The sequence below is a fragment of the Glaciimonas sp. Gout2 genome, assembly GCF_035018905.1.
Classification (GTDB): Bacteria; Pseudomonadota; Gammaproteobacteria; order Burkholderiales; family Burkholderiaceae_D; genus Glaciimonas.
In genome coordinates this window covers 352,966-375,136 of the sequence record NZ_JASJXA010000001.1, presented here as the reverse complement: position 1 = coordinate 375,136, position 22,171 = coordinate 352,966, and the positions used below count along the sequence as shown (strand labels likewise).

At 49.9% G+C, this 22,171-nt stretch carries 24 protein-coding genes; 22 read left to right on the top strand and 2 right to left on the bottom strand.

The window, feature by feature from the left end; translation table 11 throughout:
• The first annotated feature begins 140 nt into the window (after positions 1-140).
• From QN379_RS01745 to tatC, 15 genes are all read left to right on the top strand, one after another.
• Positions 141-404 carry a BolA family protein gene (locus tag QN379_RS01745; protein ID WP_322235516.1) on the top strand — a complete coding sequence of 88 codons (264 nt, stop codon included), beginning with the start codon at positions 141-143 and terminating at the stop codon, positions 402-404.
• An 11-nt stretch (positions 405-415) separates the two neighbouring features.
• Complete coding sequence (murA, locus tag QN379_RS01740) at positions 416-1,666, top strand: UDP-N-acetylglucosamine 1-carboxyvinyltransferase (protein WP_322235518.1); 1,251 nt, start codon at positions 416-418, stop codon at positions 1,664-1,666.
• A 71-nt stretch (positions 1,667-1,737) separates the two neighbouring features.
• Entirely contained in the window at positions 1,738-2,391 is a 654-nt protein-coding gene (gene hisG / locus QN379_RS01735) for an ATP phosphoribosyltransferase (RefSeq protein WP_322235521.1), read from the top strand.
• Between the two features lie 21 nt (positions 2,392-2,412).
• Positions 2,413-3,738: a histidinol dehydrogenase gene (gene hisD / locus QN379_RS01730; protein WP_322235524.1), complete on the top strand. Its 1,326-nt coding sequence runs from the start codon at positions 2,413-2,415 to the stop codon at positions 3,736-3,738.
• A gap of 28 nt (positions 3,739-3,766) precedes the next feature.
• Positions 3,767-4,552 (top strand): site-specific DNA-methyltransferase, encoded by a 786-nt coding sequence (locus QN379_RS01725; protein ID WP_322235526.1) that lies wholly within the window; start codon positions 3,767-3,769, stop codon positions 4,550-4,552.
• A gap of 293 nt (positions 4,553-4,845) precedes the next feature.
• Positions 4,846-5,442 carry an imidazoleglycerol-phosphate dehydratase HisB gene (gene hisB / locus QN379_RS01720; RefSeq protein ID WP_322235528.1) on the top strand — a complete coding sequence of 199 codons (597 nt, stop codon included), beginning with the start codon at positions 4,846-4,848 and terminating at the stop codon, positions 5,440-5,442.
• Between the two features lie 247 nt (positions 5,443-5,689).
• Positions 5,690-6,328 carry an imidazole glycerol phosphate synthase subunit HisH gene (gene hisH / locus QN379_RS01715; RefSeq protein WP_322235530.1) on the top strand — a complete coding sequence of 213 codons (639 nt, stop codon included), beginning with the start codon at positions 5,690-5,692 and terminating at the stop codon, positions 6,326-6,328.
• 158 nt (positions 6,329-6,486) lie between these two features.
• Positions 6,487-7,302, top strand: a complete 816-nt coding sequence (gene hisA / locus QN379_RS01710; protein WP_322235532.1) for a 1-(5-phosphoribosyl)-5-[(5-phosphoribosylamino)methylideneamino]imidazole-4-carboxamide isomerase — start codon at positions 6,487-6,489, stop codon at positions 7,300-7,302.
• Complete coding sequence (gene hisF, locus QN379_RS01705; protein ID WP_322235534.1) at positions 7,299-8,063, top strand: imidazole glycerol phosphate synthase subunit HisF; 765 nt, start codon at positions 7,299-7,301, stop codon at positions 8,061-8,063. Before hisA ends, hisF begins: the two co-directional genes overlap by 4 nt.
• Positions 8,060-8,458: a phosphoribosyl-AMP cyclohydrolase gene (hisI, locus tag QN379_RS01700; protein WP_322235536.1), complete on the top strand. Its 399-nt coding sequence runs from the start codon at positions 8,060-8,062 to the stop codon at positions 8,456-8,458. The genes hisF and hisI overlap by 4 nt, the downstream gene beginning before the upstream one ends.
• Positions 8,459-8,474: 16 nt before the next feature.
• The gene (locus tag QN379_RS01695; RefSeq protein ID WP_322235539.1) at positions 8,475-8,876 is read left to right on the top strand and encodes a phosphoribosyl-ATP diphosphatase; all 402 of its coding nucleotides are present in this window, start codon (positions 8,475-8,477) and stop codon (positions 8,874-8,876) included.
• 92 nt (positions 8,877-8,968) lie between these two features.
• Positions 8,969-9,340 (top strand): histidine triad nucleotide-binding protein, encoded by a 372-nt coding sequence (locus QN379_RS01690; RefSeq protein WP_322235542.1) that lies wholly within the window; start codon positions 8,969-8,971, stop codon positions 9,338-9,340.
• A gap of 208 nt (positions 9,341-9,548) precedes the next feature.
• Positions 9,549-9,767, top strand: coding sequence for a Sec-independent protein translocase subunit TatA (gene tatA / locus QN379_RS01685; protein ID WP_322235545.1), 219 nt, complete (start codon positions 9,549-9,551; stop codon positions 9,765-9,767).
• A 68-nt stretch (positions 9,768-9,835) separates the two neighbouring features.
• Entirely contained in the window at positions 9,836-10,333 is a 498-nt protein-coding gene (tatB, locus tag QN379_RS01680; RefSeq protein ID WP_322235546.1) for a Sec-independent protein translocase protein TatB, read from the top strand.
• Between the two features lie 108 nt (positions 10,334-10,441).
• Complete coding sequence (gene tatC / locus QN379_RS01675) at positions 10,442-11,209, top strand: twin-arginine translocase subunit TatC (RefSeq protein ID WP_322235548.1); 768 nt, start codon at positions 10,442-10,444, stop codon at positions 11,207-11,209.
• A gap of 172 nt (positions 11,210-11,381) precedes the next feature.
• Here the strand turns inward: tatC and QN379_RS01670 are convergent, their stop codons facing one another.
• Together QN379_RS01670 and QN379_RS01665 are read right to left on the bottom strand one after the other, a co-directional pair.
• Complete coding sequence (locus QN379_RS01670) at positions 11,382-12,062, bottom strand: DUF2461 domain-containing protein (RefSeq protein ID WP_323505830.1); 681 nt, start codon at positions 12,060-12,062, stop codon at positions 11,382-11,384.
• 10 nt (positions 12,063-12,072) lie between these two features.
• Complete coding sequence (locus QN379_RS01665; protein ID WP_323505829.1) at positions 12,073-13,242, bottom strand: Do family serine endopeptidase; 1,170 nt, start codon at positions 13,240-13,242, stop codon at positions 12,073-12,075.
• Positions 13,243-13,257: 15 nt separating this feature from the next.
• Between QN379_RS01665 and QN379_RS01660 the strand changes: the two genes are divergently transcribed.
• The 7 genes from QN379_RS01660 (at position 13,258) to QN379_RS01630 (ending at position 22,110) form a co-directional block, all read left to right on the top strand.
• Complete coding sequence (locus QN379_RS01660) at positions 13,258-14,040, top strand: Nif3-like dinuclear metal center hexameric protein (protein WP_322235552.1); 783 nt, start codon at positions 13,258-13,260, stop codon at positions 14,038-14,040.
• A gap of 62 nt (positions 14,041-14,102) precedes the next feature.
• Complete coding sequence (locus QN379_RS01655; RefSeq protein ID WP_322235554.1) at positions 14,103-14,489, top strand: RNA-binding S4 domain-containing protein; 387 nt, start codon at positions 14,103-14,105, stop codon at positions 14,487-14,489.
• A 510-nt stretch (positions 14,490-14,999) separates the two neighbouring features.
• A complete protein-coding gene (locus QN379_RS01650) occupies positions 15,000-15,671 on the top strand; it encodes a TetR/AcrR family transcriptional regulator (protein WP_323505899.1) in 672 nt (223 codons plus the stop codon).
• A 25-nt stretch (positions 15,672-15,696) separates the two neighbouring features.
• A complete protein-coding gene (locus QN379_RS01645; RefSeq protein WP_323505828.1) occupies positions 15,697-17,487 on the top strand; it encodes an acyl-CoA dehydrogenase C-terminal domain-containing protein in 1,791 nt (596 codons plus the stop codon).
• Between the two features lie 83 nt (positions 17,488-17,570).
• On the top strand, positions 17,571-19,958 hold the full coding sequence (locus QN379_RS01640) for a 3-hydroxyacyl-CoA dehydrogenase/enoyl-CoA hydratase family protein (RefSeq protein WP_323505827.1): 2,388 nt from the start codon (positions 17,571-17,573) through the stop codon (positions 19,956-19,958).
• 14 nt (positions 19,959-19,972) lie between these two features.
• Positions 19,973-21,169 carry an acetyl-CoA C-acyltransferase gene (locus tag QN379_RS01635; protein ID WP_323505826.1) on the top strand — a complete coding sequence of 399 codons (1,197 nt, stop codon included), beginning with the start codon at positions 19,973-19,975 and terminating at the stop codon, positions 21,167-21,169.
• Between the two features lie 176 nt (positions 21,170-21,345).
• Positions 21,346-22,110 carry an enoyl-CoA hydratase gene (locus tag QN379_RS01630; protein ID WP_322235562.1) on the top strand — a complete coding sequence of 255 codons (765 nt, stop codon included), beginning with the start codon at positions 21,346-21,348 and terminating at the stop codon, positions 22,108-22,110.
• The last annotated feature ends 61 nt before the right edge of the window (positions 22,111-22,171 follow it).

Genomic DNA, 22,171 nt, shown 5'->3' with positions numbered 1-22,171 from the left:
ATTAAGCTGGTTTTTAATGAGGTTCCTCGAACGAACTCATCAAACAGTTGCGCCACTCCGTTCACTGAGATCAATCACTACTGACTGAATTCAGTGACACCACCAAATTAATGCAGTTTTAAATCAATCAGGTTCTAATTATGTTCCCCACACCCGAACTCGTCAAAAGCTACATTGCGGCCGGCCTTACTTGCTCGCACCTGGAAGTTGAGGGCGATGGCCAGCATTTTACGGCGGTAATTGTTTCGGAAGCCTTCGCCGGACAGCGTCTGATTCAGCGTCATCAAATCGTTTATGCCGCATTGGGTGACCGCATGCGCGAAGAAATTCACGCGCTGTCGATGAAGACCATGACGCCTGAAGAGTTTCAAAAAAAGAGTGCATTGGCCTCTGATCAAAGTTAAGAAGAGTAAATATGGATAAATTGTTGATTCAAGGCGGTAACCGTCTGTCTGGTGAAATCATTATTTCTGGTGCAAAAAATGCCGCGCTGCCGATTTTGTGCGCCGGCTTACTGACTTCGGATCAGCTGGAGTTGGCTAACGTGCCAAACCTGCATGATGTCTCGACCATGCTAAAGCTATTGAACCAGATCGGCTTAAAGACCAAGCAGGAAGGCCACTCAGTGATATTGCAGGGCGATGCCATCACCAATCTGGAAGCGCCTTATGAGTTGGTGAAAACCATGCGCGCATCGATTTTGGTATTAGGACCGATGCTGGCCCGCTTTGGTGAGGCGAAAGTCTCGCTGCCAGGCGGTTGCGCCATTGGTTCGCGTCCGGTTGATCAACATATCAAGGGCTTGCAAGCGATGGGTGCTGAGATCAACATCGAAGCGGGTTATATCCATGCAAGGGCCAAAAAGTTAAAAGGTGCGCATATTGTTACCGATATGATCACTGTTACCGGTACTGAAAATTTGCTCATGGCCGCAACGCTGGCTGACGGCGAAACCATACTCGACAATGCCGCGCGTGAGCCGGAGGTGACCGATCTCGCGCATTTGCTGGTCGCGATGGGTGCCAAAATCGAAGGTATTGGTACGGATCGTCTGGTGATTCAAGGCGTTGAACGATTGCACGGTGCGTCGCATGCGGTCATTCCTGATCGTATCGAAACCGGTACTTTCCTGTGCGCTGTGGCTGCGACTGGCGGTGATGTACTGTTGAAAAATACACGTAGTCATACCCTGGATGTGGCGCTCGACAAGTTGCGCGAAGCAGGTGTTATATTGACTTCGGGCGACGACTGGATTCGCGTTCAAATGGCAGCACGGCCTAAAGCCGTTAGCTTCCGCACTACTGAATATCCAGGATTTCCGACCGACATGCAGGCGCAATTCATGGCAATGAATCTGATTGCGGACGGGACTAGTCATGTGACTGAAACGATTTTTGAAAATCGCTTTATGCACGTCCAGGAAATGAGCCGACTCGGCGCTTCGATTGACGTTCAGGGTAATACTGCCATGGTCAAGGGTGTCGATAAACTGTTTGGTGCGCCGGTGATGGCAACTGATTTGCGCGCGTCGGCATCGTTGGTGATCGCTGGTTTAGTTGCGCAGGGCGAGACATTGATTGAACGGATTTACCATCTGGATCGTGGTTACGATCAAATGGAGCGGAAGTTGTCAGCAGTTGGCGCTAAGATTGAACGCATAAAGTAAATCGATTCATAAGCCGATACTCAAGCCGATTCTCAAGCCGAAATTCGGCTGAATGTGACTGAAAGAAACAAATGAGTCAAAAATTAACCCTGGCATTGTCCAAGGGGCGCATCTTCGAAGAAACCTTGCCATTGCTGGCGGCGGCTGGCATTGTCGTGACGGAGAACCCGGAAACGTCGCGCAAGCTCATTTTGCCAACCAACGATCCATTGGTGAACGTTATCATTGTTCGTGCATCTGATGTCCCGACCTACGTTCAATACGGTGCTGCCGATTTTGGCGTGGCCGGTAAAGATGTTTTGCTTGAGCACGGCGGTGAGGGTCTTTACCAGCCGATCGATCTGAATATTGCTAAATGCCGAATGTCGGTTGCTGTATTTGCGGGTTTTGATTATGAAAAAGCGGTGCGCCAAGGTGCACGTCTGCGGGTTGCTACAAAGTATTTATTGACGGCCCGCGACCATTTTGCGGCCAAAGGTGTGCACGTTGACTTAATTAAATTGTACGGCTCGATGGAGTTGGCGCCGTTGGTCGGTTTGGCGGATGCGATTGTCGATTTGGTTAGTACCGGCAGCACATTACGCGCTAATCATCTGGTTGAGGTCGAGCATATTATGGACATTTCTTCGCGCCTGGTTGTCAATCAGGCGGCGTTGAAATTGAAGCACAAGCAGCTTCAGCCAATTTTGGAAGCCATTGAGAAAGCATCAACCAGAGCACTTTAAGAAACTATCGCGAACACAATCATGACCCTAAAAATCAGAAAACTGAATGCTAACGATGTTGATTTTCAAGCCCAGCTTTCGGCTCTGCTGGCATTTGACGCGACTGAAGATGATGCCATTGACCAGTCGGCTGCGCAGATTCTGGCCGATGTAAAGGTACGTGGTGATGCGGCAGTTTTAGACTATACCAAGCGGTTTGATCGATTGGATGCGCAGACCGTCTCAGCGTTGGAAATTGGTCAGGATGAATTGCAGGCTGCGTTGATGCAATTGACACCGGAACGTCGTGTTGCATTGCAAACCGCTGCAGACCGCGTGCGCGCGTATCACGAACGTCAAAAGCAAGAATGCGGATCAGATGGCTTTAGCTACACCGAAGCAGACGGAACCGTTTTGGGTCAAAAAGTCACACCGCTGGATCGCGTCGGTATCTACGTGCCGGGCGGCAAGGCCGCCTATCCGTCGTCGGTCCTGATGAACGCGATTCCCGCCAAGGTCGCTGGCGTCCAGGAAATCATCATGGTCGTGCCAACGCCCGATGGTGTTAAAAATGAACTGGTGCTCGCCGCTGCTGCAATCGCAGGCGTTGATCGGGTTTTTACCATTGGTGGTGCGCAAGCTGTCGGTGCATTGGCCTACGGCACGGCAACTATCCCGCCGGTCGATAAGATCGTCGGACCGGGAAATGCCTATGTCGCGGCTGCCAAACGTCGCGTGTTTGGAACCGTCGGCATCGATATGATCGCCGGACCTTCAGAAATTTTAGTGATTTGCGATGGAACGACCGATCCGGACTGGATCGCGATGGACCTGTTTTCGCAAGCGGAACATGATGAGTTGGCACAGTCGATTTTGTTGTGTCCTGACCCAAATTACCTCGATAAGGTCGAAGCCAGCATAAATCGCCTGTTGGCGGATATGCCGAGACACGACATCATTCGCACGTCGCTGACCAATCGCGGCGCGCTGATTACTGTGCGTGACATGGAACACGCGTGTGAGATCGCCAATCTGATCGCAGCTGAGCATCTGGAGATTTCAGCCGCAGATCCGCAACAATGGGCCGATCAGATTCGTCACGCAGGTGCGATGTTTCTGGGGCGTTTCTCGTCCGAGGCTTTGGGCGATTATTGTGCGGGTCCAAATCACGTGTTGCCAACCTCGCGTACTGCCCGATTTTCATCGCCGCTCGGTGTCTACGACTTTCAAAAGCGCTCAAGCATGATCCATATCAGCGAAGCCGGCGCACAAACGCTGGGCAAGATCGCAGCCGAACTCGCTTATGGCGAAGGTTTGCAAGCACATGCGCGCTCAGCCGAGTATCGCCTGAAAGACAGCGCTAAATGATCGTGCAGATGACTACGCCGCGGTTGAAATGCTGAGCTGGCAAAACAAAATTTATGGCGAGGATGCCTTACAAGGCATGGCCCGTATCCCGGATGGCTCGGTTGATTTGTTGCTCGCGGACCCGCCATACGGTCTGGGCAAGGATTATGGCAATGATTCCGACAAACTGGATACCGCTGCTTATTTGCGCTGGACTGAAGAATGGATCGATGCGGCGCTACCGAAGCTGAAGCCAAATGGCAGCCTTTATATTTTTCTTACGTGGCGATACTCGCCAGAAATATTCGTGATGCTGAAGCAGCGCATGACGATGCTCAATGAGATTATTTGGGACCGCCGCGTGCCTTCCATGGGCGGCGGCACTCGACGTTACTCTTCGGTACATGACACCATTGGTTTTTTTGTACGCGGCAAGGATCATTATTTCGATCTTGATGCGATCCGGATTCCTTACGATGTCGAAACCAAGAAAGCCCGTTCGCGATCCATATTCGTTGGGGCAAAATGGCTGGAATTGGGCTATAACCCGAAGGACGTATGGAGCGTATCGCGGTTGCATCGTGAACATCGTGAACGCGAAGATCACCCCACGCAAAAACCATTAGAAATCGTCGAACGTATGATCAAAGCATCCTGCCCGCCTGGAGGAGTCGTATTTGATCCGTTTATGGGGAGCGGCACGACAGCCGTTGCAGCCCGACGTTGCGGTCGAAACTTCGTGGGATTTGAATTAAATCCCGACTATTGTGCGTTGATCGAGCAGCGCTTAGCCCAGCTCGACGGTGAAAAATCATTTGACCCGGCGCCAGTCTGAGATTGCTCCGTTTCATTAAGGATGCGTTAACGAAGGCGGTGTTTCGGGATAATCAGTCGTCATTGAAAACTTGGGCTGAAATACCGGTAAAATGGGGCGCAACCTCCGAATCGGGAAATTGGCCTGGATGCACCTGTTCAAGGACCTAATTTAAGGGCTTGGCGCAAGGACCCAATTCAACGCATACGCTTGTAATGTATCTGTGAGATGTATTTGTAACATGTATCTTGTAACTCCCTATTCTTGATGCCCCGAACAGGGGTCTTTTATCGTCACTTTGGTCCAATCTGAACATGTCTACCGCCCGTACTGCAGCGATTACCCGCAACACCAATGAGACGCAAATTCGCGTCGCTATCAATCTTGATGGTACCGGTCAGCAAAAGCTGAATACCGGTGTACCTTTTCTCGACCATATGCTGGATCAAATTGTGCGTCATGGTCTGATTGATATTGAAGTCGAGGCGGTTGGCGACTTGCATATTGATAATCATCATACGGTAGAGGATGTCGGTATTACGTTAGGACAAGCGTTTGCCCAGGCGATAGGCGATAAGAAGGGTATTCGACGCTATGGTCACGCGTATGTGCCGCTGGACGAAGCGCTGTCGCGCGTAGTGATTGATTTCTCCGGTCGTCCGGGCTTGGAGTTTCACGTGCCGTTCAAACGTGCCATGATTGGATCGTTTGATGTTGATCTGACCCACGAATTTTTCCAAGGCTTCGTCAATCATGCGTTGGTTTCGTTGCATATTGATAATCTGCGTGGCGATAACGCACACCATCAATGCGAAACAGTGTTCAAGGCTTTCGGTCGTGCCTTACGCATGGCAACTGAACTTGATCCACGCTCGGCTGGCACTATTCCATCGACCAAGGGCAGTCTTTAAACTGAAGACCGTGAATAGGCGCGGCACCGGTGCAGGTTAATCTGCAATGTTGCCAAATGTCTCATAAGTGCAAGGCACGGTAGGTTGTCTTTGTGTTAAGTTATGCTGCGTTTGAGATTGTTATTCGGCTGATTCTCTTGATTCCGTTATCGAAATCAAGATGCCTTAACAGATTACAATTGTCAGATATCGTGTGACGTCAAGCCTGACCGTGAATCGCATTTCCCGTCCGAATTTACTTTTTATTATGAAAAAAATTGTTATAGTTGATTATGGCGTCGGCAATTTGCGCTCGGTAGCGCAGGCCTTGCGTCAGGTAGCGCCAGAGGCTGACGTGCGTATTTCAGGTGATGTCGCCGAGATTCAGTCGGCTGACCGCATCGTATTACCGGGTCAGGGAGCAATGCCGGATTGCATGCGCAGCTTGCGTGATTCTGGTGTGCAAGAGGCAGTACTCGTAGCGGCACGCAATAAACCGTTGTTGGGCGTATGCATTGGCGAGCAGATGTTGTTTGACTGGAGCGACGAGGGCGATACGCCAGGTCTGGGTTTGTTGCCGGGCAAAGTGGTGCGTTTCCAACTCGACGAACAGTTGCAGGAAGATGGTTCGCGTTTTAAGGTCCCCCAAATGGGATGGAATCGGGTTCATCAGTCACGCTCTCATCCACTATGGCAGGACGTTGCTGACGACGCGTATTTCTATTTCGTTCATAGTTATTATGCGGTTCCGGCAGATCCTGCTCACACTGTCGGCGAGACCAATTATGGTGCGCCATTCAGTTGTGCGGTCGCACGTGATAATATTTTCGCGACGCAGTTCCACCCGGAGAAAAGTGCCTCTGCGGGTCTGCAGCTTTACAAGAACTTCGTCCACTGGAACCCCTGATTGCGTGATGTTAGCTGGCTAGCCGGTTCGGGTGTTTGGCTGATTTAGCGCCCTCTTGATTGGCTTGTTCAGTTTTTAGTGCGTAATATGCAGCGCTTATATCGGTTTCATATTTATTTTTACGTTTATTTTTTTAACCTACTTCTCAAATTGTAGCCATGCTGCTGATACCTGCAATCGACCTGAAAGACGGTCACTGTGTTCGCCTGAAACAAGGTGACATGAACCAAGCCACTGTATTTTCCGATGATCCGGGCAAAATGGCGCTGCATTGGCTAGAGCAAGGCGCACGTCGTCTGCATCTGGTTGATTTGAATGGCGCTTTTGCTGGCAAACCGAAAAATGAGTCAGCCGTTAAATCCATCATCAAATCAGTTCGCGAGTTTGCATTAGCGCACGGCATTGATGAAATTCCGGTGCAATTGGGCGGCGGTATTCGTGATCTCGACACAATTGAACGTTATCTGGACGATGGATTGAGCTACATCATCATTGGCACTGCTGCGGTGAAGAATCCTGGCTTTTTACACGATGCCTGTAGCGCTTTTCCAGGACAAATCATTGTCGGCCTTGATGCGCGGGATGGCAAAGTGGCGACCGATGGCTGGAGCAAACTGTCGGGCCATGAAGTCATCGATCTGGCGAAAAAATTCGAAGATTACGGTTGCAACTCGATCATCTATACCGATATTGGTCGCGATGGCATGATGGGCGGCGTAAATATTGAGGCAACAGTCAAGCTGGCCCAAAGTATGTCGATTCCTGTTATTGCCTCGGGCGGCGTCCACAATATTGATGACGTTGAGGCTTTGTGTGCGGTGCAAGACGAAGGGATTGAAGGCGTTATCTGCGGTCGGTCAATTTATGAAGGCACACTCGATTTGCGCAGCGCGCAAGAGCGTGCTGACGAACTGACGGAGTCAGCTGACGCGGAAGATGATTTGTCGGAGCAGCCGGACGCTGATCAATCATGACACTCGCCAAGCGTATCATTCCTTGCCTGGATGTGACCAATGGTCGCGTTGTGAAGGGCGTTAATTTTACCGAGCTGCGCGATGCTGGGGACCCGGTCGAAATTGCGCGTCGTTATGATGAGCAGGGCGCGGACGAGCTCACTTTCCTTGATATTACGGCTTCTTCGGACAACCGCGATCTGATTCTTGACATCATCGAAGCGGTAGCCTCGCAGGTATTTATTCCATTAACAGTCGGCGGCGGTGTACGTGTTGTTTCCGATGTCCGCCGTTTGTTAAACGCGGGTGCTGACAAGGTCAGCATTAACACTTCTGCCGTCACTAATCCGCAATTAGTCGCAGACGCGGCCAGCAAATACGGTTCGCAATGTATTGTCGTCGCCATCGATGCCAAACAAACGGCACCCGGAAAATGGGAAGTCTTTACGCACGGCGGTCGCACCGCGACTGGGCTGGATGCGATTGAGTGGGCGCAAAAGATGGAGCTACTTGGTGCCGGTGAAATTTTGTTGACCAGCATGGATCGTGATGGCACCAAGGCTGGATTCGATCTGGCGCTGACGAGTAGCGTCTCTAACGCGGTGAGAATTCCGGTGATTGCTTCCGGTGGCGTCGGTGGTTTGCAGGATCTGGCTGATGGTATCAAAATTGGTCGTGCGGATGCAGTATTGGCGGCGAGTATCTTCCATTATGGGCAACATACGGTACAAGAAGCCAAACGTTTTATGGCTGCACAACAAATTCCGATGAGGCTGGCATGAGTGTGACCTGGTTAAATAAAGTGAGATGGGATGAGCACGGTTTAGTGCCGGTCATCGCGCAAGAAGTCGGATCTGGCGATGTGTTGATGTTTGCCTGGATGAATCGTGATGCACTCGCAAAAACGGTTGCTCTGGGTGAGGCGGTGTATTGGAGCCGTTCGCGCAAGAAGCTTTGGCATAAAGGTGAAGAATCTGGTCACGTGCAAAAAGTACATGAAATCCGCCTGGATTGTGATGAAGATGTCGTGCTGTTAAGAGTTGAGCAAGCCGGTGACATCGCATGTCATACGGGGCGCCACTCTTGTTTCTTCCAAAAGTTTGAAGGTTCGGAAAAATCAGGTCTCTGGAATGCCGTAGAGCCAGTCCTGAAAGATCCGAAGATAATGTATAAATGAATAATGAGTCTGCATCATGAGTGAAACGTTACGGCGGTTGTCCGAAATTATCGAGTCGCGCAAGTTAATCAATGGCGGAGACCCGGAAAAATCGTATGTTGCCCGTTTGTTTTCGAAGGGCGACGATGCGATTTTGAAAAAAATCGGTGAAGAAGCGACCGAAACCGTGATGGCGGCCAAGGATGCGCGGGTCGATGGCGATAAATCACATGTGCTATATGAATGTGCCGACCTTTGGTTTCATTCGATGATCATGTTGGCGCAATTCGATTTGACGCCGCAGGATGTATTGGACGAGCTGGCGCGCCGCGAGGGTTTGTCCGGTATTGAAGAAAAAGCGAATCGCAAGCTGATTGCACGCGAAAAAGAAGAATTACAAGAAATTCCGGTTGTACAAGCAGTGCAAAACAAACAATAACGCGTGACAAAAAATTGCATCGTTAAAATCTGAGTTTTTGCGCCGTAGCAAAACTAATACCACTATGGCGCTATCAATCCGTGGAGATGAATTTGGACAACTGTATTTTTTGCAAGATCGCTTCTAAACAGATATCATCCAATCTCATTTACGAAGATGACGATGTAGTGGCTTTTCATGATCACAACCCGGCCGCACCGGTTCATTTTTTGATTATTCCAAAGCAACACATTTCTACTCTTGCAGATTGTAGCGAGCAACATGCAGCGTTGCTAGGTAAAATGATGTTATTAGTTCCGCGTCTGGCCGAAGAGCAGGGTTGCGGCTACAAAATCGATGCGGAAGGCCAGTCAAGCGGCGGCTTCAAGACTTTATTCAATACCGGTCCAGATGGCGGTCAAGAGGTATACCATTTGCATGTGCACGTTATCGGTGGGCCACGTCCCTGGAAGGGGCAACATTGAGGTGTAGCTGAACTGAAAGCTGAGCCTTTAGGCAAGTTCTAAAGGCGTCATCAACTGTCTTATGATGGCGGCGCAAGATTGCAGGACCGAATTTAGTAATTAAAATTTGTATGTGTACAAGTAAATAAGCACACAGTCCTGCCAGACTATTACTGTCTGGCACTGTGGTCATAGCGTTCCGGACATCATCGTTCGGCAAGGAGATAGTATGGGTTCGTTCAGTATTTGGCACTGGTTAATAGTGCTGGTTATCGTGATGTTGGTATTCGGTACCAAAAAAATTGGCAATATGGGCGCTGATCTTGGAAAAGCCGTTAAAGGCTTTAAAGACGGTGTTAAAGGCGAAGAAGAGAAAGAAGCCGAAGCGCAAGCAGTCAAACCGACCATTGACGTTGCAGCCAAAGAACAGGATAAAACCGGCCGTTGATTGAATGACTCCGGCATAGTGTTGTTTTGCCGGAGTTATGCACATTCAGCGTTTGCCGCAATCACCTCATGATTGATATTGGCCTCACGAAACTCGCAGTAATTGGCGTCGTTGCACTGGTTGTGATTGGACCGGAAAAATTGCCGACCGTAGCACGCATGGCGGGCTCGCTGTTTGGTCGCGCCCAGCGCTATATCAATGAGGTCAAATCCGAGGTCAGTCGTGAGATTGAGCTTGAAGGTTTGCGCAAGATGCAAAAAGACGTGCAGGACGCGGCCAGTGGATTTGAGGACAGTGTTTCACGGACAATCTCGGATACCAAAGATTCGTTGCACGCGGCATGGGATGACAATCTCACAGACACGCCGTTAGTGACAGGCAACGTCGAACAGCTTGCGCGTAAAGCCAAAAATTTTCGCAAGAAAAAACTCGCTAAAAATAGCGCTATTCCGGGCTGGTATAAAAGCCAGAATGGCCGGAAAGCGCGTGTTATCTCAGGCGCTGCGCGTGTTGCAAAATACCGTCCTGCCGGCCGGACCAAAAATAACTCTTCTTTTTACGCATGAGTTTGATCGTCGGTCACAATCTCGTTAATAATTCTGATGGTATGTGTCCATCGGGTTTTCCCTATTTACGCCAGCAGGCTAGTCTGCACAATAACGTTGGTGTGAACCATGACTGAAGAATCAAAAACCAGCGCCGTCGAGGAAACATTTATCTCGCATTTGGTGGAGTTGCGCAATCGCATCATGAAGGCGTCAATCGCGGTTATCGTGGTCTTTCTGTGCCTGATGCCTTGGGCGGCAAATATTTACGATCTGTTGGCCGCACCAATGATCGCAGCACTTCCGACCGGTAGCAAAATGATTGCTACCGGCGTGATAACGCCTTTTCTTATCCCGGTCAAGGTAACGTTGCTGGTGGCGTTCGTTATTGCCCTGCCGTGGGTTCTGTATCAATTGTGGGCATTCATTGCTCCAGGTTTGTACGCGCACGAAAAAAAGCTCATCGCACCGCTGGTGATTTCATCATCTGCCCTATTTATCACCGGGGTCGCTTTCTGTTACTTCCTGGTGTTTAAGGTCATTTTTCACTTCATTAACAACTTTGCACCCAAATCCATTTCGGTCGCGCCGGATATCGATAGTTATTTTGATTTTGTGATGACGATGTTCATCGCTTTCGGCTTGACGTTCGAGGTTCCAATCGTTGTGATCGTGTTGGTGCGTATGGGTCTGGTTTCGCTTGAAAAGCTGAAAGCAATTCGACCTTATGTCGTGGTCGGGGCGTTCGTCGTCGCGGCGGTGGTCACGCCGCCCGACATTATGAGCCAGTTATTATTGGCGGTGCCGCTGTGTCTGCTATATGAAGTCGGCCTTCTTGTTGCCCCTTTGTTCGTCAAGGCAACCCAAGCGCCGAAGGATGCTGAAGAAACTATCTGACGTTTTGTAGCGCGGCACGATGGCTCGTCCGCGCTTCAACTTGATAACTGAGTTATAGCGCTGCACGAAATTAGGCTGACCACTGCCGTCATCCCCATCATGCGCCCATCATCGTTGGTCTATCGTTACCCTAATTTTATGTCTTTCTTTATCTCTTTCTTTATCGCTCTTATCATTCGAATGTGTTGATTTGACGCAGCCAACTGACCAGCGGATAGGCATCCTTAAAGCTGGCGATAAGTTCTTTTTCCATTGCCTCGCCGAGCATTTTATTGATTGGCTGCTCTCGACGCACCAAGAAACTTTTCAGTCGAATATAGTCAATGTGAGGCGATGCAGCGTCAAAACCTTTGGGCGGCCGCACTAATTGTTCGCCAATTTGAAGGCCGTTGTAACTTTCAATTAATTTTTTATTTTTTATTAGCTTACTGAAGCCAATGTTATCGCTCACGATTTGTTGGCGGATAGCCCGTAAACGATCAATCGGCGGTATATATTCTCCTGCCGCGATGCGCAACATGCCATCGGCATTGACGTGAAAATAGTACATTGGCCCGCCGCCCTGGCTTGGTCGCTTTAGGCCGCTAGCTGTTATCGCGGCAGAAAACGTTGTTTTATACGGATTTTTATCGTGCGAAAAGCGCATGTCCCGGTTAATTCTAAACAGCGCTTTTTTAGGATTACAGGCCGCCACTGCAGGATCGAAACGTGTAATTTCCCCGATAAGGCGAATGACTAACTCGAGAAACTCCGCCCGCAAGATGTCGTAACGTGGTTTGTTCATCACAAACCACGCACGATTATTATTTTCCGATAATTCGGCCAAAAATTGCGTCAGGTCGCGCACGTGCATCAATTGCTCTCTATTCTTGTTCTTGTTGTTTGAGGAGCGGACGCTTGCCAATTAACAGATCAATCGCCATTTTTTTTGTTTTACGGATCACTTCCATTTTGACCTTGGTACCGGGCGCAAATTTTGCGACCACATTAAGTAGGTCCGTCGTGTCTGCAATCGGCGTCTCATTAATTGCCACCAGAATATCGCCGGGTTTTATGCCGGCCTTATCTGCTGGACCATTTTTCAGAACGCCCGCAATAATTGCGCCCTTTTTCTGCGCCAGGCCAAAGCTTTCCGCCAGTTCAGGGGTAATATCTTGTGGCTCAACACCAATATAGCCGCGCACCACGCTACCGGTATTGATGATTGATTCCATGACCGTTTTAGCGGTTGATACCGGAATGGCGAAACCGATCCCCAACGAACCACCGGTACGAGAGTAAATTGCTGTATTGATACCGAGCAGATTGCCATTGGTATCAACCAGTGCGCCGCCTGAATTGCCGGGATTGATCGCGGCGTCGGTTTGAATAAAATTTTCGAATGCGTTGATACCGAGATGACTGCGACCAAGTGCGGAAATGATTCCCATGGTGACAGTCTGACCAACTCCAAACGGATTGCCGATTGCCAACACGACGTCACCTACGCTGGCCTCATCGATATGGCCGAGCGTAATCGCTGGCAAGTTTGGCAAGTCAATCTTAATCACCGCCAGATCGGTGTCAGGGTCACTACCGACGACTTTCGCGGTGGCGGTACGCCCATCTGCCAGTCCCACTTCAATTTCGTCAGCGGCTTCGACCACATGGTTATTGGTCAGAATATAACCTTGAGAACTGACGATGACGCCCGAGCCGAGGCTAGACTGCTTTTCTTCTGGCTCTGATCGTTCGCCAAAGTATTTTTTGAATAATGGATCCTGCAAAAGCGGATTCGGCGAGGCCTTGGCTTCTTTTGTAGTGAAAATATTCACGACCGAAGGCATGGCGAGCTTTGAGGCATCGCGGTATGAATTCTGGGCCTTTGTGCCGGGAACTGCTTCTTGAATTGGCACCTTGGAGGTGGCAATATGTAATCGCGTGTTGGCGCTCAATCCGCCGTTAACCCATTCGGGTTTGAGGGTGGTTAAAATGAACCAGATCGCTAAACCGATGGTGACGGTTTGCGCAAACAATAGCCAGAAACGTCGCATATAAGAGGTCTGATAATGCATCAAAAGTTGGTGAGTAAAAAGCCGGTAAGCCGCGTGCAACTTGAAAAATATATGGCAGAAATGCTAAATATTACACAATACCGTGATTATTGCCCAAATGGCCTGCAGGTGGAAGGGCGCACTGACATATCCACACTGATTACTGGCGTCACCGCTAGTCAGGCTTTGCTTGAAGCAGCGCTTGAAGCCGGTGCTGATGCGATACTTGTGCACCACGGTTACTTCTGGCGAGGCGAGGACGCGCGGGTGATTGGGCCTAAACACAATAGACTGAAATTGCTTTTGACGCACGACATTAATCTATTTGCCTATCATTTGCCACTAGATGCACATGCGACATTGGGGAATAACGCGCAGTTGGCAAGCGAACTGGGACTGGTTGAAAATGGACGTTTTGGTGAGGATAACCTTGGCTGGCTGGGTTCCGTCGCTGATCCTGCGGTCCGGACAGTGGGTGATCTGGCGCAATTAATTGAGCGAAAACTGCGGCGTCAGCCAACGCTGATCGGTGACCCGTCGCAGCCGTTGGGGCAGATTGCCTGGTGTACCGGCGCGGCCCAAAATTTATTGGGTGCTGCGATTACGGCGGGTGCCAGCGTATATATGAGTGGTGAAATTTCGGAGCCGACTGTCCATTTGGCGCGTGAATCCGGCGTCGCCTATCTGGCCGCGGGACATCACGCCACCGAACGCTACGGCGTGCAAGCCTTGGGCCAGCACCTTGCGGAACACTTTGGCATGACGCATCAATTTATTGATATTGATAATCCAGTTTAAATATTCTGCTTAATCCGTTTAGTCGTCTTATTTGATTCCCTTAACGCTGTATCAGGGCTGGTATGCAAAATTTAGTAGAAACGGTACGCATCGATAAATGGTTGTGGGCGGCCCGATTTTTTAAGACCCGTTCACTCGCTACAGAGGCGGTTCTTACCGGCAAGGTCGCCCTGAACGGCGATCGGGTCAAGCCTGCGCACAATGTCAAAGTCGGTGATACGTTGGCTATCAACAATAGTGCCAACGAATGGGAAGTCGTCGTGCAGCGCCTCGCCGACGTGCGGGGATCGGCTGCGATCGCACAAACGTTGTATACGGAAACCGAACAAAGCCTCAAAAAACGCGAAGTTGTGGCAGAAGACCGAAAATACTTTCACGAGCCGACGATGCGCATAAAAGGACGCCCAACCAAGCGCGACCGGCGATTGATTGATAAAAATCAGACATGAAGTCCGAAGAAAAGCTAAATAATGAGCGGACTGGACGCCCCAAACGGACACCAGACCTGTTTTTTTTTGGCGATTTACCCATTTATTTTTAGAGCGCTTTGATGTTTTCGTGGCGCAATAAAATTGCTTTTATTTTAAGTAAATTGACTTGATTAAATTCAACAATAATGACTTATCACTGTCTTGGCAGAGGTAAAAGCGCATCACTAGAATTTGCCCTCTAACGTATGTCATAGGACTATTTTTGGTGCATAATAGAACGGTCGTTCGTATTATTTCTACGAGCAGATTATTAACTATTAGGACTTACGCAAAACCTTCCCAGCAATGGAATTGTCAAACCTGCCGACGACGTCGGTATGTTAGTTTTGGGCCGCCTAGGCCGGGCCGTGCAGGTCAGGCCTCGCCGGTGGCTAGAAGAGCACAACGCCGTTGGGGCGATTTTGCGTAAATCCTAAAAAAGATGGGAATACTGTGGGACATACAATCATGGGCACGCAAACTAAATTTATGCGAAAAGGCGAACTCACGCGCGTTGCCATTCTCGATGTAGCGCTTGATCTTGCCAGCCGCAATGGCCTGGAAGGGCTCACGATAGGTTTGCTGGCTGAAAAAATGAGCATGAGCAAGTCGGGTGTATTCGCGCATTTCGGCTCACGTGAAGATCTGCAAATTGAAGTCGTCAAACTTTACCATCGTCATTTTGAACAAGAAGTATTTTATCCAAGCATCAAGGAAGCACGCGGATTACCTCGCTTGCGCGGCATGTTTGCGCGTTGGATCAAACAAGTCACGATCGAGATTTCATCCGGCTGTATCTACATTAGCGGTGCAGTTGAATACGACGATCGTCCGGGACAAATCCGCGACCAATTAGTATCGATGGTCGATACCTGGCAAAAAGCTTTATGCCGTTGCGTGCGCCAGTCAATTGAATCACATCATCTGCGCACCGATACCGATGCCGACCAATTAGTCTATGAGATGTATGGCTTGATTTTGGGTTTACATCACGATGCCCGCTTTCTAAAAAAAGCTGGTAGCGAAGAACGTGCGCAAGCTGGCTTTGATCGCCTCATTCAAAGTTATCAAAGTAATCGCAGCAACATGCCAGAACAAAAAGACGCCAGCAACACGGTGTCAGCAAAAAATCAAACTTCGTCTGCGCATAAAGCAGTCTGACAAATTTAAATATCAGGAGAACACCATGGGTCAATACGTCGCGCCGCTGCGGGATATGCAATTCGTTATGCACGAGTTGTTACATGTCGAAGATGAACTGAAGCAGTTGCCGAAGCATGCGGAGATTGATGCGGATATCATCAATCAGATATTGGAAGAGGGCGGTAAATTTACGTCGCAGGTATTGTTTCCGCTAAACCATTCTGGTGACCGCGAAGGATGCGCGCACGATAAAGATCATAAAACTGTTACCACGCCAAAGGGCTTCAAAGAAGCTTATAAGCAATACGTTGAAGCCGGTTGGCCCGCGCTGTCGTGCGTGCCGGAATTTGGTGGCCAGGGTTTGCCGCTGGTGATGAATAATTCGTTTTACGAGATGATGAATTCTGCCAATCAAGCATGGACTATGTATCCTGGCTTGTCGCACGGCGCTTACGAGTGCTTACTTGAGCATGGAACGCCAGAACAAAAAGCGGTGTATCTGCCAAAGCTGGTATCAGGCGAATGGACCGGCACCATGTGTCTGACCGAATCGCATTGCGGCACAGATCTTGGCATGTTGCGCTCAAAAGCCGAGCCGCAGCCGGATGGTTCTTATCTGATTACGGGCAGCAAGATTTTTATCTCCGCTGGTGAACACGATATGGCCGACAACATCCTGCATTTGGTCCTGGCACGGTTGCCTGATGCGCCGCAAGGATCAAAAGGGATTTCGTTATTTTTGGTGCCGAAATTCTTGCCTAATGCAGATGGCACTCTCGGTGCACGTAATCCAATCACATGCGGTGCCATTGAAGAAAAAATGGGTATCCACGGCAATTCAACCTGCCAGATGAATCTGGATGGCGCGGCAGGCTGGATTATTGGCGGTCCGCATAAAGGCTTGAATGCGATGTTTGTGTTCATGAACGCGGCGCGTCTGGGTGTCGGCATGCAAGGTCTTGGTCTCACGGAAGTCGCTTATCAAAATGCCTTGGTCTACGCCAAAGACCGGATACAGATGCGTAGCTTGTCAGGTATCAAAGCGCCGGATAAAGCTGCCGATCCGATCATCGTGCATCCAGACGTGCGGCGCATGCTATTGACTGCCAAGGCCTACGCAGAAGGCGGCCGTGCATTCTGCACCTATGTTGCCTTGCAAATTGACAAGGAATTAAATCATCCCGACGAAGCGGTGCGTAAAGATGCGGCTGATGAGGTGGCATTGCTGACGCCAATCGTTAAAGCGTTTATCACGGACAACGCCTGGATCGCCACTTCAGAGTGTATGCAAGTCTATGGCGGCCATGGTTATATCGCTGAATGGGGCATGGAGCAATATGTGCGTGATGCCCGTATCAACATGATTTATGAAGGTACCAATACGATTCAGTCATTGGATTTGTTAGGCCGTAAAGTGTTGATGGATAACGGCGTCAAGTTGAAGAAATTCGGTGCCAAAGTGCAAGCTTTTATCGAAGAGAATGGCACGGACGAAGCCTTATCGGAGTTCATCACGCCGCTGGCCGATTTGGGTGATAAGGTCACTAAACTGACGATGGAAATCGGTATGAAGTCGTTCCAAAATAAAGACGAAGCCGGTGCCGCTGCGGTACCCTATTTGCGCGTAGTTGGTCATTTGGTGTATGCGTACTTCTTTGCACAGATGGCAAAAATAGCGTTGGAAAAGCAAGACAGTGGCGATACCTTTTACGTGTCTAAACTAGCAACGGCGCGCTTTTACTTTGCCCGTTTATTGCCAGAAACAGCCATGTTGATCCGCCAGGCACGCGCCGGTTCGGCTAGCCTTATGGCGTTGGATGCTGACCTGTTTTAAATTTTTTGCATAGCGGTTGGAAGCTTCCTCTATGCATTTTTCTGTATTTTTCGTACCAGAATTGTTAAATTAAGGAGACAACAGTGTCCAATTTTATCGTTAAAAAAGTCGCCGTTCTCGGTGCTGGCGTAATGGGTGCACAAATTGCTGCGCACTGTCTAAATGCCAAGGTGCCGGTCATTCTGTTTGATTTGCCAGCTAATGAAGGTCCGAAGAACGGGATCGTGCTGCGCGCCATCGAGAATTTGAAAAAACTCAGCCCCGCACCGTTAGGAAACAAAGACGATGCAGCGTTGATTGAGGTCGGCAACTACGAAGACAATCTGGCCTTACTTGGCGATTGCGATCTGATCATTGAAGCGATTGCCGAGCGCATGGACTGGAAGCACGATCTTTACAAAAAGGTCGCACCGCATATCGCGCCTAATGCTATTTTTGCCTCGAATACTTCTGGCCTGTCGATTACCGGATTATCCGAAGGTTTTGATGATGAATTGAAAGCGCGCTTTTGCGGTGTGCATTTTTTCAATCCCCCGCGCTACATGCATTTGGTTGAACTGATTCCTACCGCGTCGACGCGTCCGGAAATTTTGGATCAGCTAGAAGGCTTTCTGGCTACAACACTTGGTAAAGGTGTTGTACGCGCCAAAGATACGCCAAACTTCATCGCCAACCGTGTCGGCGTGTTCGGTATTTTGTCGACGGCGCATCAGGCCGAGAAATTTGGTCTGTCGGTCGATGTCGTCGATGATTTAACCGGCGCCAAATTAGGCCGCGCCAAGTCCGGCACGTTCCGCACCGCTGACGTCGTGGGTCTGGATACGATGGGACATGTCATCAAAACTATGCAAGATAGTTTGAAAGATGATCCATTTTACGGCGTCTATACAACACCGCCATTGCTCTCCAAGTTGATTGGGCAAGGCGCATTGGGCCAAAAAACCGGTGCTGGATTCTATAAAAAAGTCGGCAAGGATATTTTGCGTATTGATGCTGCGACAGGTGACTATGTTGCTGGCGGCGGCAAGGCCGATGACTTGGTGGCCCGCATCCTGAAAGATAAAGATCCAGTTAAGCGTATGAAAGCATTGCGCGAATCGACTAACCCACAAGCGCAATTTCTATGGTCGATTTTTCGGGATGGCTTTCACTATATTGCCATTCATCTGGATGCGATTGCTGATAACGCACGCGATATCGATTTCGCGATGCGATGGGGTTTTGGCTGGAGTGTTGGCCCGTTTGAAATCTGGCAAGCTGCCGGCTGGCAACAAATTGCTGGATGGGTGAAGGAAGATATCGATGCGGGCAAAGCATTGTGCAACGCGCCTTTACCGGCTTGGGTCTTCGATGGTCGCACTGGTGTGCACAGCGCTGATGGCTCTTATTCTCCAGCGAAGAAAGCGAACGTTGCACGATCTGATCTGGCGGTATATCAGCGGCAATTGTTCCGTGCTCCGTTGGTAGGTGAAGGTGTCGCTGACGGTACTACTGCCGGTACGACTGTATTTGAAGATGAATCGGTCCGTCTCTGGCATCAAAACGACGAAGTCCTGATTATTTCGTTTAAGACTAAGTTGCATGTCATCGGACCGGGTGTTATTGCAGGTCTGAACATGGCCGTGACTGAAGCCGAAAAGAACTTCAAGGGCTTGGTGTTGTGGCACGCGGATGCCGCAAATGGCGGTGCGTTCTCCGCCGGCGCAGATTTACAATCGATGCTTCCCCTGTTTATGTCAGGCGGCGTCAAAGCCATTGAACCGATGGTCGCGCAGTTGCAGCAGGCTTTCATGGGCTTGAAGTATGCGAGCGTTCCGGTGGTTGCTGCGGTGGCTGGTTTGGCGTTGGGCGGTGGCTGCGAATTGGCCCTGCACGCAGCCAAGCGTGTTGCGGCTCTCGAATCCTACATCGGTCTCGTCGAAGTCGGCGTCGGTTTGATTCCAGCCGGTGGTGGTTTGAAAGAAGCAGCAGTGCGCGCAGCGCATGACGCCAGCGGCAACGACATTCTGCAATTTCTTAAGTCCTCATTCCTCAATGCAGCGACTGCGAACGTGTCGAAGTCGGCATTGGAAGCCAAGAAGATGGGCTATCTGAAGCCGAGCGATGTCATCGTTTTTAATACGTATGAATTACTGCATGTCGCCAAGGTTGAGGCCCGTGCGATGTTCGATGCTGGATATCGTCCGCCATTGAAAGCCCTGATTCCGGTCGTTGGTCGCAGCGGTATTGCAACCATCATGGCGCAACTGGTGAACATGCGCGATGGTGGTTTTATCTCGGCGCATGACTACAAGTTGGGTTGTATGGTGGCTGAAATTGTCTGCGGCGGGGAAGTCGAAGAAGGCAGTCTGGTGAACGAACAATGGCTGTTGGATCTTGAGCGCAAAGCCTTTATCGAACTGCTGAATCATCCAAAAACGCAGGAGCGCATCATGGGCATGCTGCAAACCGGCAAGCCGGTCCGCAACTAATAACGGAGATTTAAATGACTAAACAACTTCAAGACGCTTATATCGTTGCCGCGACCCGGACGCCAATCGGTAAAGCGCCCCGCGGCATGTTCAAGAACACCCGTCCCGACGACTTGTTGGTGCGTGTACTGCAATCAGTGATGGCGCAAGTGCCGGATCTGGATCCTAAACTAGTTGAAGATGCGATCATCGGCTGCTCGTTTCCTGAGGGCGCACAAGGCCTGAATATGGCGCGTAACGGCATATTGCTGGCTGGCTTGCCGAACACTATCGGTGGCGTCACCGTTAATCGCTATTGCGCCTCCGGCATTACTGCCATTGCAATGGCAGCCGACCGGATTCGTGTTGGCCAGGCCGATGTCATGATTGCTGGCGGTGCTGAGTCAATGTCGATGGTACCGATGATGGGCTTTCATCCATCGGTCAACATGAACGTCTTCAAGGACGAAAATATTGGCATGGCGTATGGCATGGGTCTGACGGCAGAGAACGTTGCGAAGCAATGGAAAGTCTCGCGCGAGTCGCAGGATGCATTTGCTTTGCTGTCGCATCAGAAAGCGATTGCCGCTCAATTGGCAGGTGAATTCGATGACGAGACGACCTCGGTTGATATCATTGAGCGCTTTCCAAATTTGGCAACCGGGCAGATTGATATCAGTACCCGCACGGTTAATCGTGACGAAGGTGCGCGTGCCGAATCGACCTTGGCAGCGTTAGCTAAATTGAAGCCGGTATTTTCGCCTAAAGGCAGCGTCACAGCTGGTAATAGTTCGCAGACCTCGGATGGTGCCGGTGCGTTGATTTTGGTCAGCGAAAAAATTCTCAAGCAATTTAATTTGACGCCGCTGGCACGTTTTGCCTCGTTTGCAGTTCGGGGCGTGCCGCCGGAAATCATGGGAATTGGTCCGAAAGAAGCGATACCGGCTGCGTTGCGCGCTGCGGGTATTACGCAAGACCAACTGGACTGGATTGAATTGAACGAAGCGTTTGCGGCGCAGGCATTGGCGGTGATTCAGGACCTTGGACTTGATCCGTCGAAGGTCAATCCGATGGGCGGCGCAATTGCTTTAGGCCATCCGCTTGGTGCCACCGGTGCGATTCGCGCCGCGACCACAATTCATGCGCTACGTCGCAAGAATCTGAAGTACGGCATGGTCACGATGTGTGTCGGGACCGGTATGGGTGCGGCGGGAATTTTCGAACGTATGTAAGAAGCGTTACTGCTTTGACGTTGATCACATTAAAAGCCGTACTGCTGTTGCTGTGCGGCTTTTTTATTTGGTAAACATTAAAACTTCTTAAACAATTTTTGGCTAATTTTCGAGATAATGCATTCGACGAGAACCAGCATAATCGATAGTTATATTTTGCCTTACAGGAGAATAAATTGGATATTTTGACGAGCAAAGAAAGTGGCATATTGACGATCACAATTAATCGTCTTGAGAAAAAAAATGCGCTGACCGCGGCGATGTATCAAACCATGGTCGATGCGATGAAAGATGGAGAAAGCGATGCGTCCGTGCGTGTGATTCTGTTCGTTGGACAGTCGCAAATATTTAGCGCAGGCAATGACATCGAAGACTTTTTGAAAAATCCGCCGAATAGTCAAAGCAGTCCGGTCTTTCAATTTTTATGGCAAATCAGCCATGCCAGCAAGCCTTTAGTTGCGGCAGTCGCTGGCGCCGCAGTTGGTATAGGTACCACCATGTTGTTGCATTGCGATCTGGTTTACGCATCAGACAATGCCCGATTCTCAATGCCTTTTAGCCAGCTTGGTTTATGTCCTGAGGCGGCATCGAGTTTGCTGCTTCCCCAACTCGCGGGTTATCAACGTGCGGCGGAAAAATTACTCCTCGGTGAAGCCTTCGATGTCACCGAAGCGCATGCCATGGGGTTGGTGAATAAAATATTGCCAGCAGAAGATTTGCTAGCCTTTGCCCACGCTCAGGCTGCGAAATTGGTGGCGTTGCCTGCCACCTCAATTCGCATCTCCAAGCAGTTGATGAAGGGTGCGCAAACAGCCGCGATTGAAGCCCAAATGACGCAGGAAATCGCCCATTTTGGCGTAATGCTGAAAGCGCCGGAAGCTAAGGAGGCGTTCACAGCATTCTTTGAAAAACGCCGCCCGGATTTCGGTCAGTTTAATTAACGCTAAGGTTCTCAGAAAACAGAAATGCCTTTGGTTCGGTGGTGTTCTGGTTTTAACCGGT

Excerpts from the sequence above, each read along its gene's own strand:
- QN379_RS01645 (WP_323505828.1), top strand. The coding sequence starts at position 15,697 with ATGGGTCAATACGTCGCGCCGCTGCGGGATATGCAATTCGTTATGCAC.
- QN379_RS01725 (WP_322235526.1), top strand. The coding sequence starts at position 3,767 with ATGCTGAGCTGGCAAAACAAAATTTATGGCGAGGATGCCTTACAAGGC.
- QN379_RS01650 (WP_323505899.1), top strand. The coding sequence starts at position 15,000 with ATGCGAAAAGGCGAACTCACGCGCGTTGCCATTCTCGATGTAGCGCTT.
- hisH (WP_322235530.1), top strand. The coding sequence starts at position 5,690 with ATGAAAAAAATTGTTATAGTTGATTATGGCGTCGGCAATTTGCGCTCG.
- hisB (WP_322235528.1), top strand. The coding sequence starts at position 4,846 with ATGTCTACCGCCCGTACTGCAGCGATTACCCGCAACACCAATGAGACG.
- hisI (WP_322235536.1), top strand. The coding sequence starts at position 8,060 with ATGAGTGTGACCTGGTTAAATAAAGTGAGATGGGATGAGCACGGTTTA.
- QN379_RS01655 (WP_322235554.1), top strand. The coding sequence starts at position 14,103 with ATGCAAAATTTAGTAGAAACGGTACGCATCGATAAATGGTTGTGGGCG.
- QN379_RS01665 (WP_323505829.1), bottom strand. The coding sequence starts at position 13,242 with ATGCGACGTTTCTGGCTATTGTTTGCGCAAACCGTCACCATCGGTTTA.
- tatC (WP_322235548.1), top strand. The coding sequence starts at position 10,442 with ATGACTGAAGAATCAAAAACCAGCGCCGTCGAGGAAACATTTATCTCG.
- tatA (WP_322235545.1), top strand. The coding sequence starts at position 9,549 with ATGGGTTCGTTCAGTATTTGGCACTGGTTAATAGTGCTGGTTATCGTG.
- QN379_RS01745 (WP_322235516.1), top strand. The coding sequence starts at position 141 with ATGTTCCCCACACCCGAACTCGTCAAAAGCTACATTGCGGCCGGCCTT.
- QN379_RS01670 (WP_323505830.1), bottom strand. The coding sequence starts at position 12,062 with ATGCACGTGCGCGACCTGACGCAATTTTTGGCCGAATTATCGGAAAAT.
- murA (WP_322235518.1), top strand. The coding sequence starts at position 416 with ATGGATAAATTGTTGATTCAAGGCGGTAACCGTCTGTCTGGTGAAATC.
- hisF (WP_322235534.1), top strand. The coding sequence starts at position 7,299 with ATGACACTCGCCAAGCGTATCATTCCTTGCCTGGATGTGACCAATGGT.
- tatB (WP_322235546.1), top strand. The coding sequence starts at position 9,836 with ATGATTGATATTGGCCTCACGAAACTCGCAGTAATTGGCGTCGTTGCA.
- QN379_RS01660 (WP_322235552.1), top strand. The coding sequence starts at position 13,258 with ATGCATCAAAAGTTGGTGAGTAAAAAGCCGGTAAGCCGCGTGCAACTT.
- QN379_RS01695 (WP_322235539.1), top strand. The coding sequence starts at position 8,475 with ATGAGTGAAACGTTACGGCGGTTGTCCGAAATTATCGAGTCGCGCAAG.
- hisD (WP_322235524.1), top strand. The coding sequence starts at position 2,413 with ATGACCCTAAAAATCAGAAAACTGAATGCTAACGATGTTGATTTTCAA.
- hisG (WP_322235521.1), top strand. The coding sequence starts at position 1,738 with ATGAGTCAAAAATTAACCCTGGCATTGTCCAAGGGGCGCATCTTCGAA.
- QN379_RS01635 (WP_323505826.1), top strand. The coding sequence starts at position 19,973 with ATGACTAAACAACTTCAAGACGCTTATATCGTTGCCGCGACCCGGACG.
- hisA (WP_322235532.1), top strand. The coding sequence starts at position 6,487 with ATGCTGCTGATACCTGCAATCGACCTGAAAGACGGTCACTGTGTTCGC.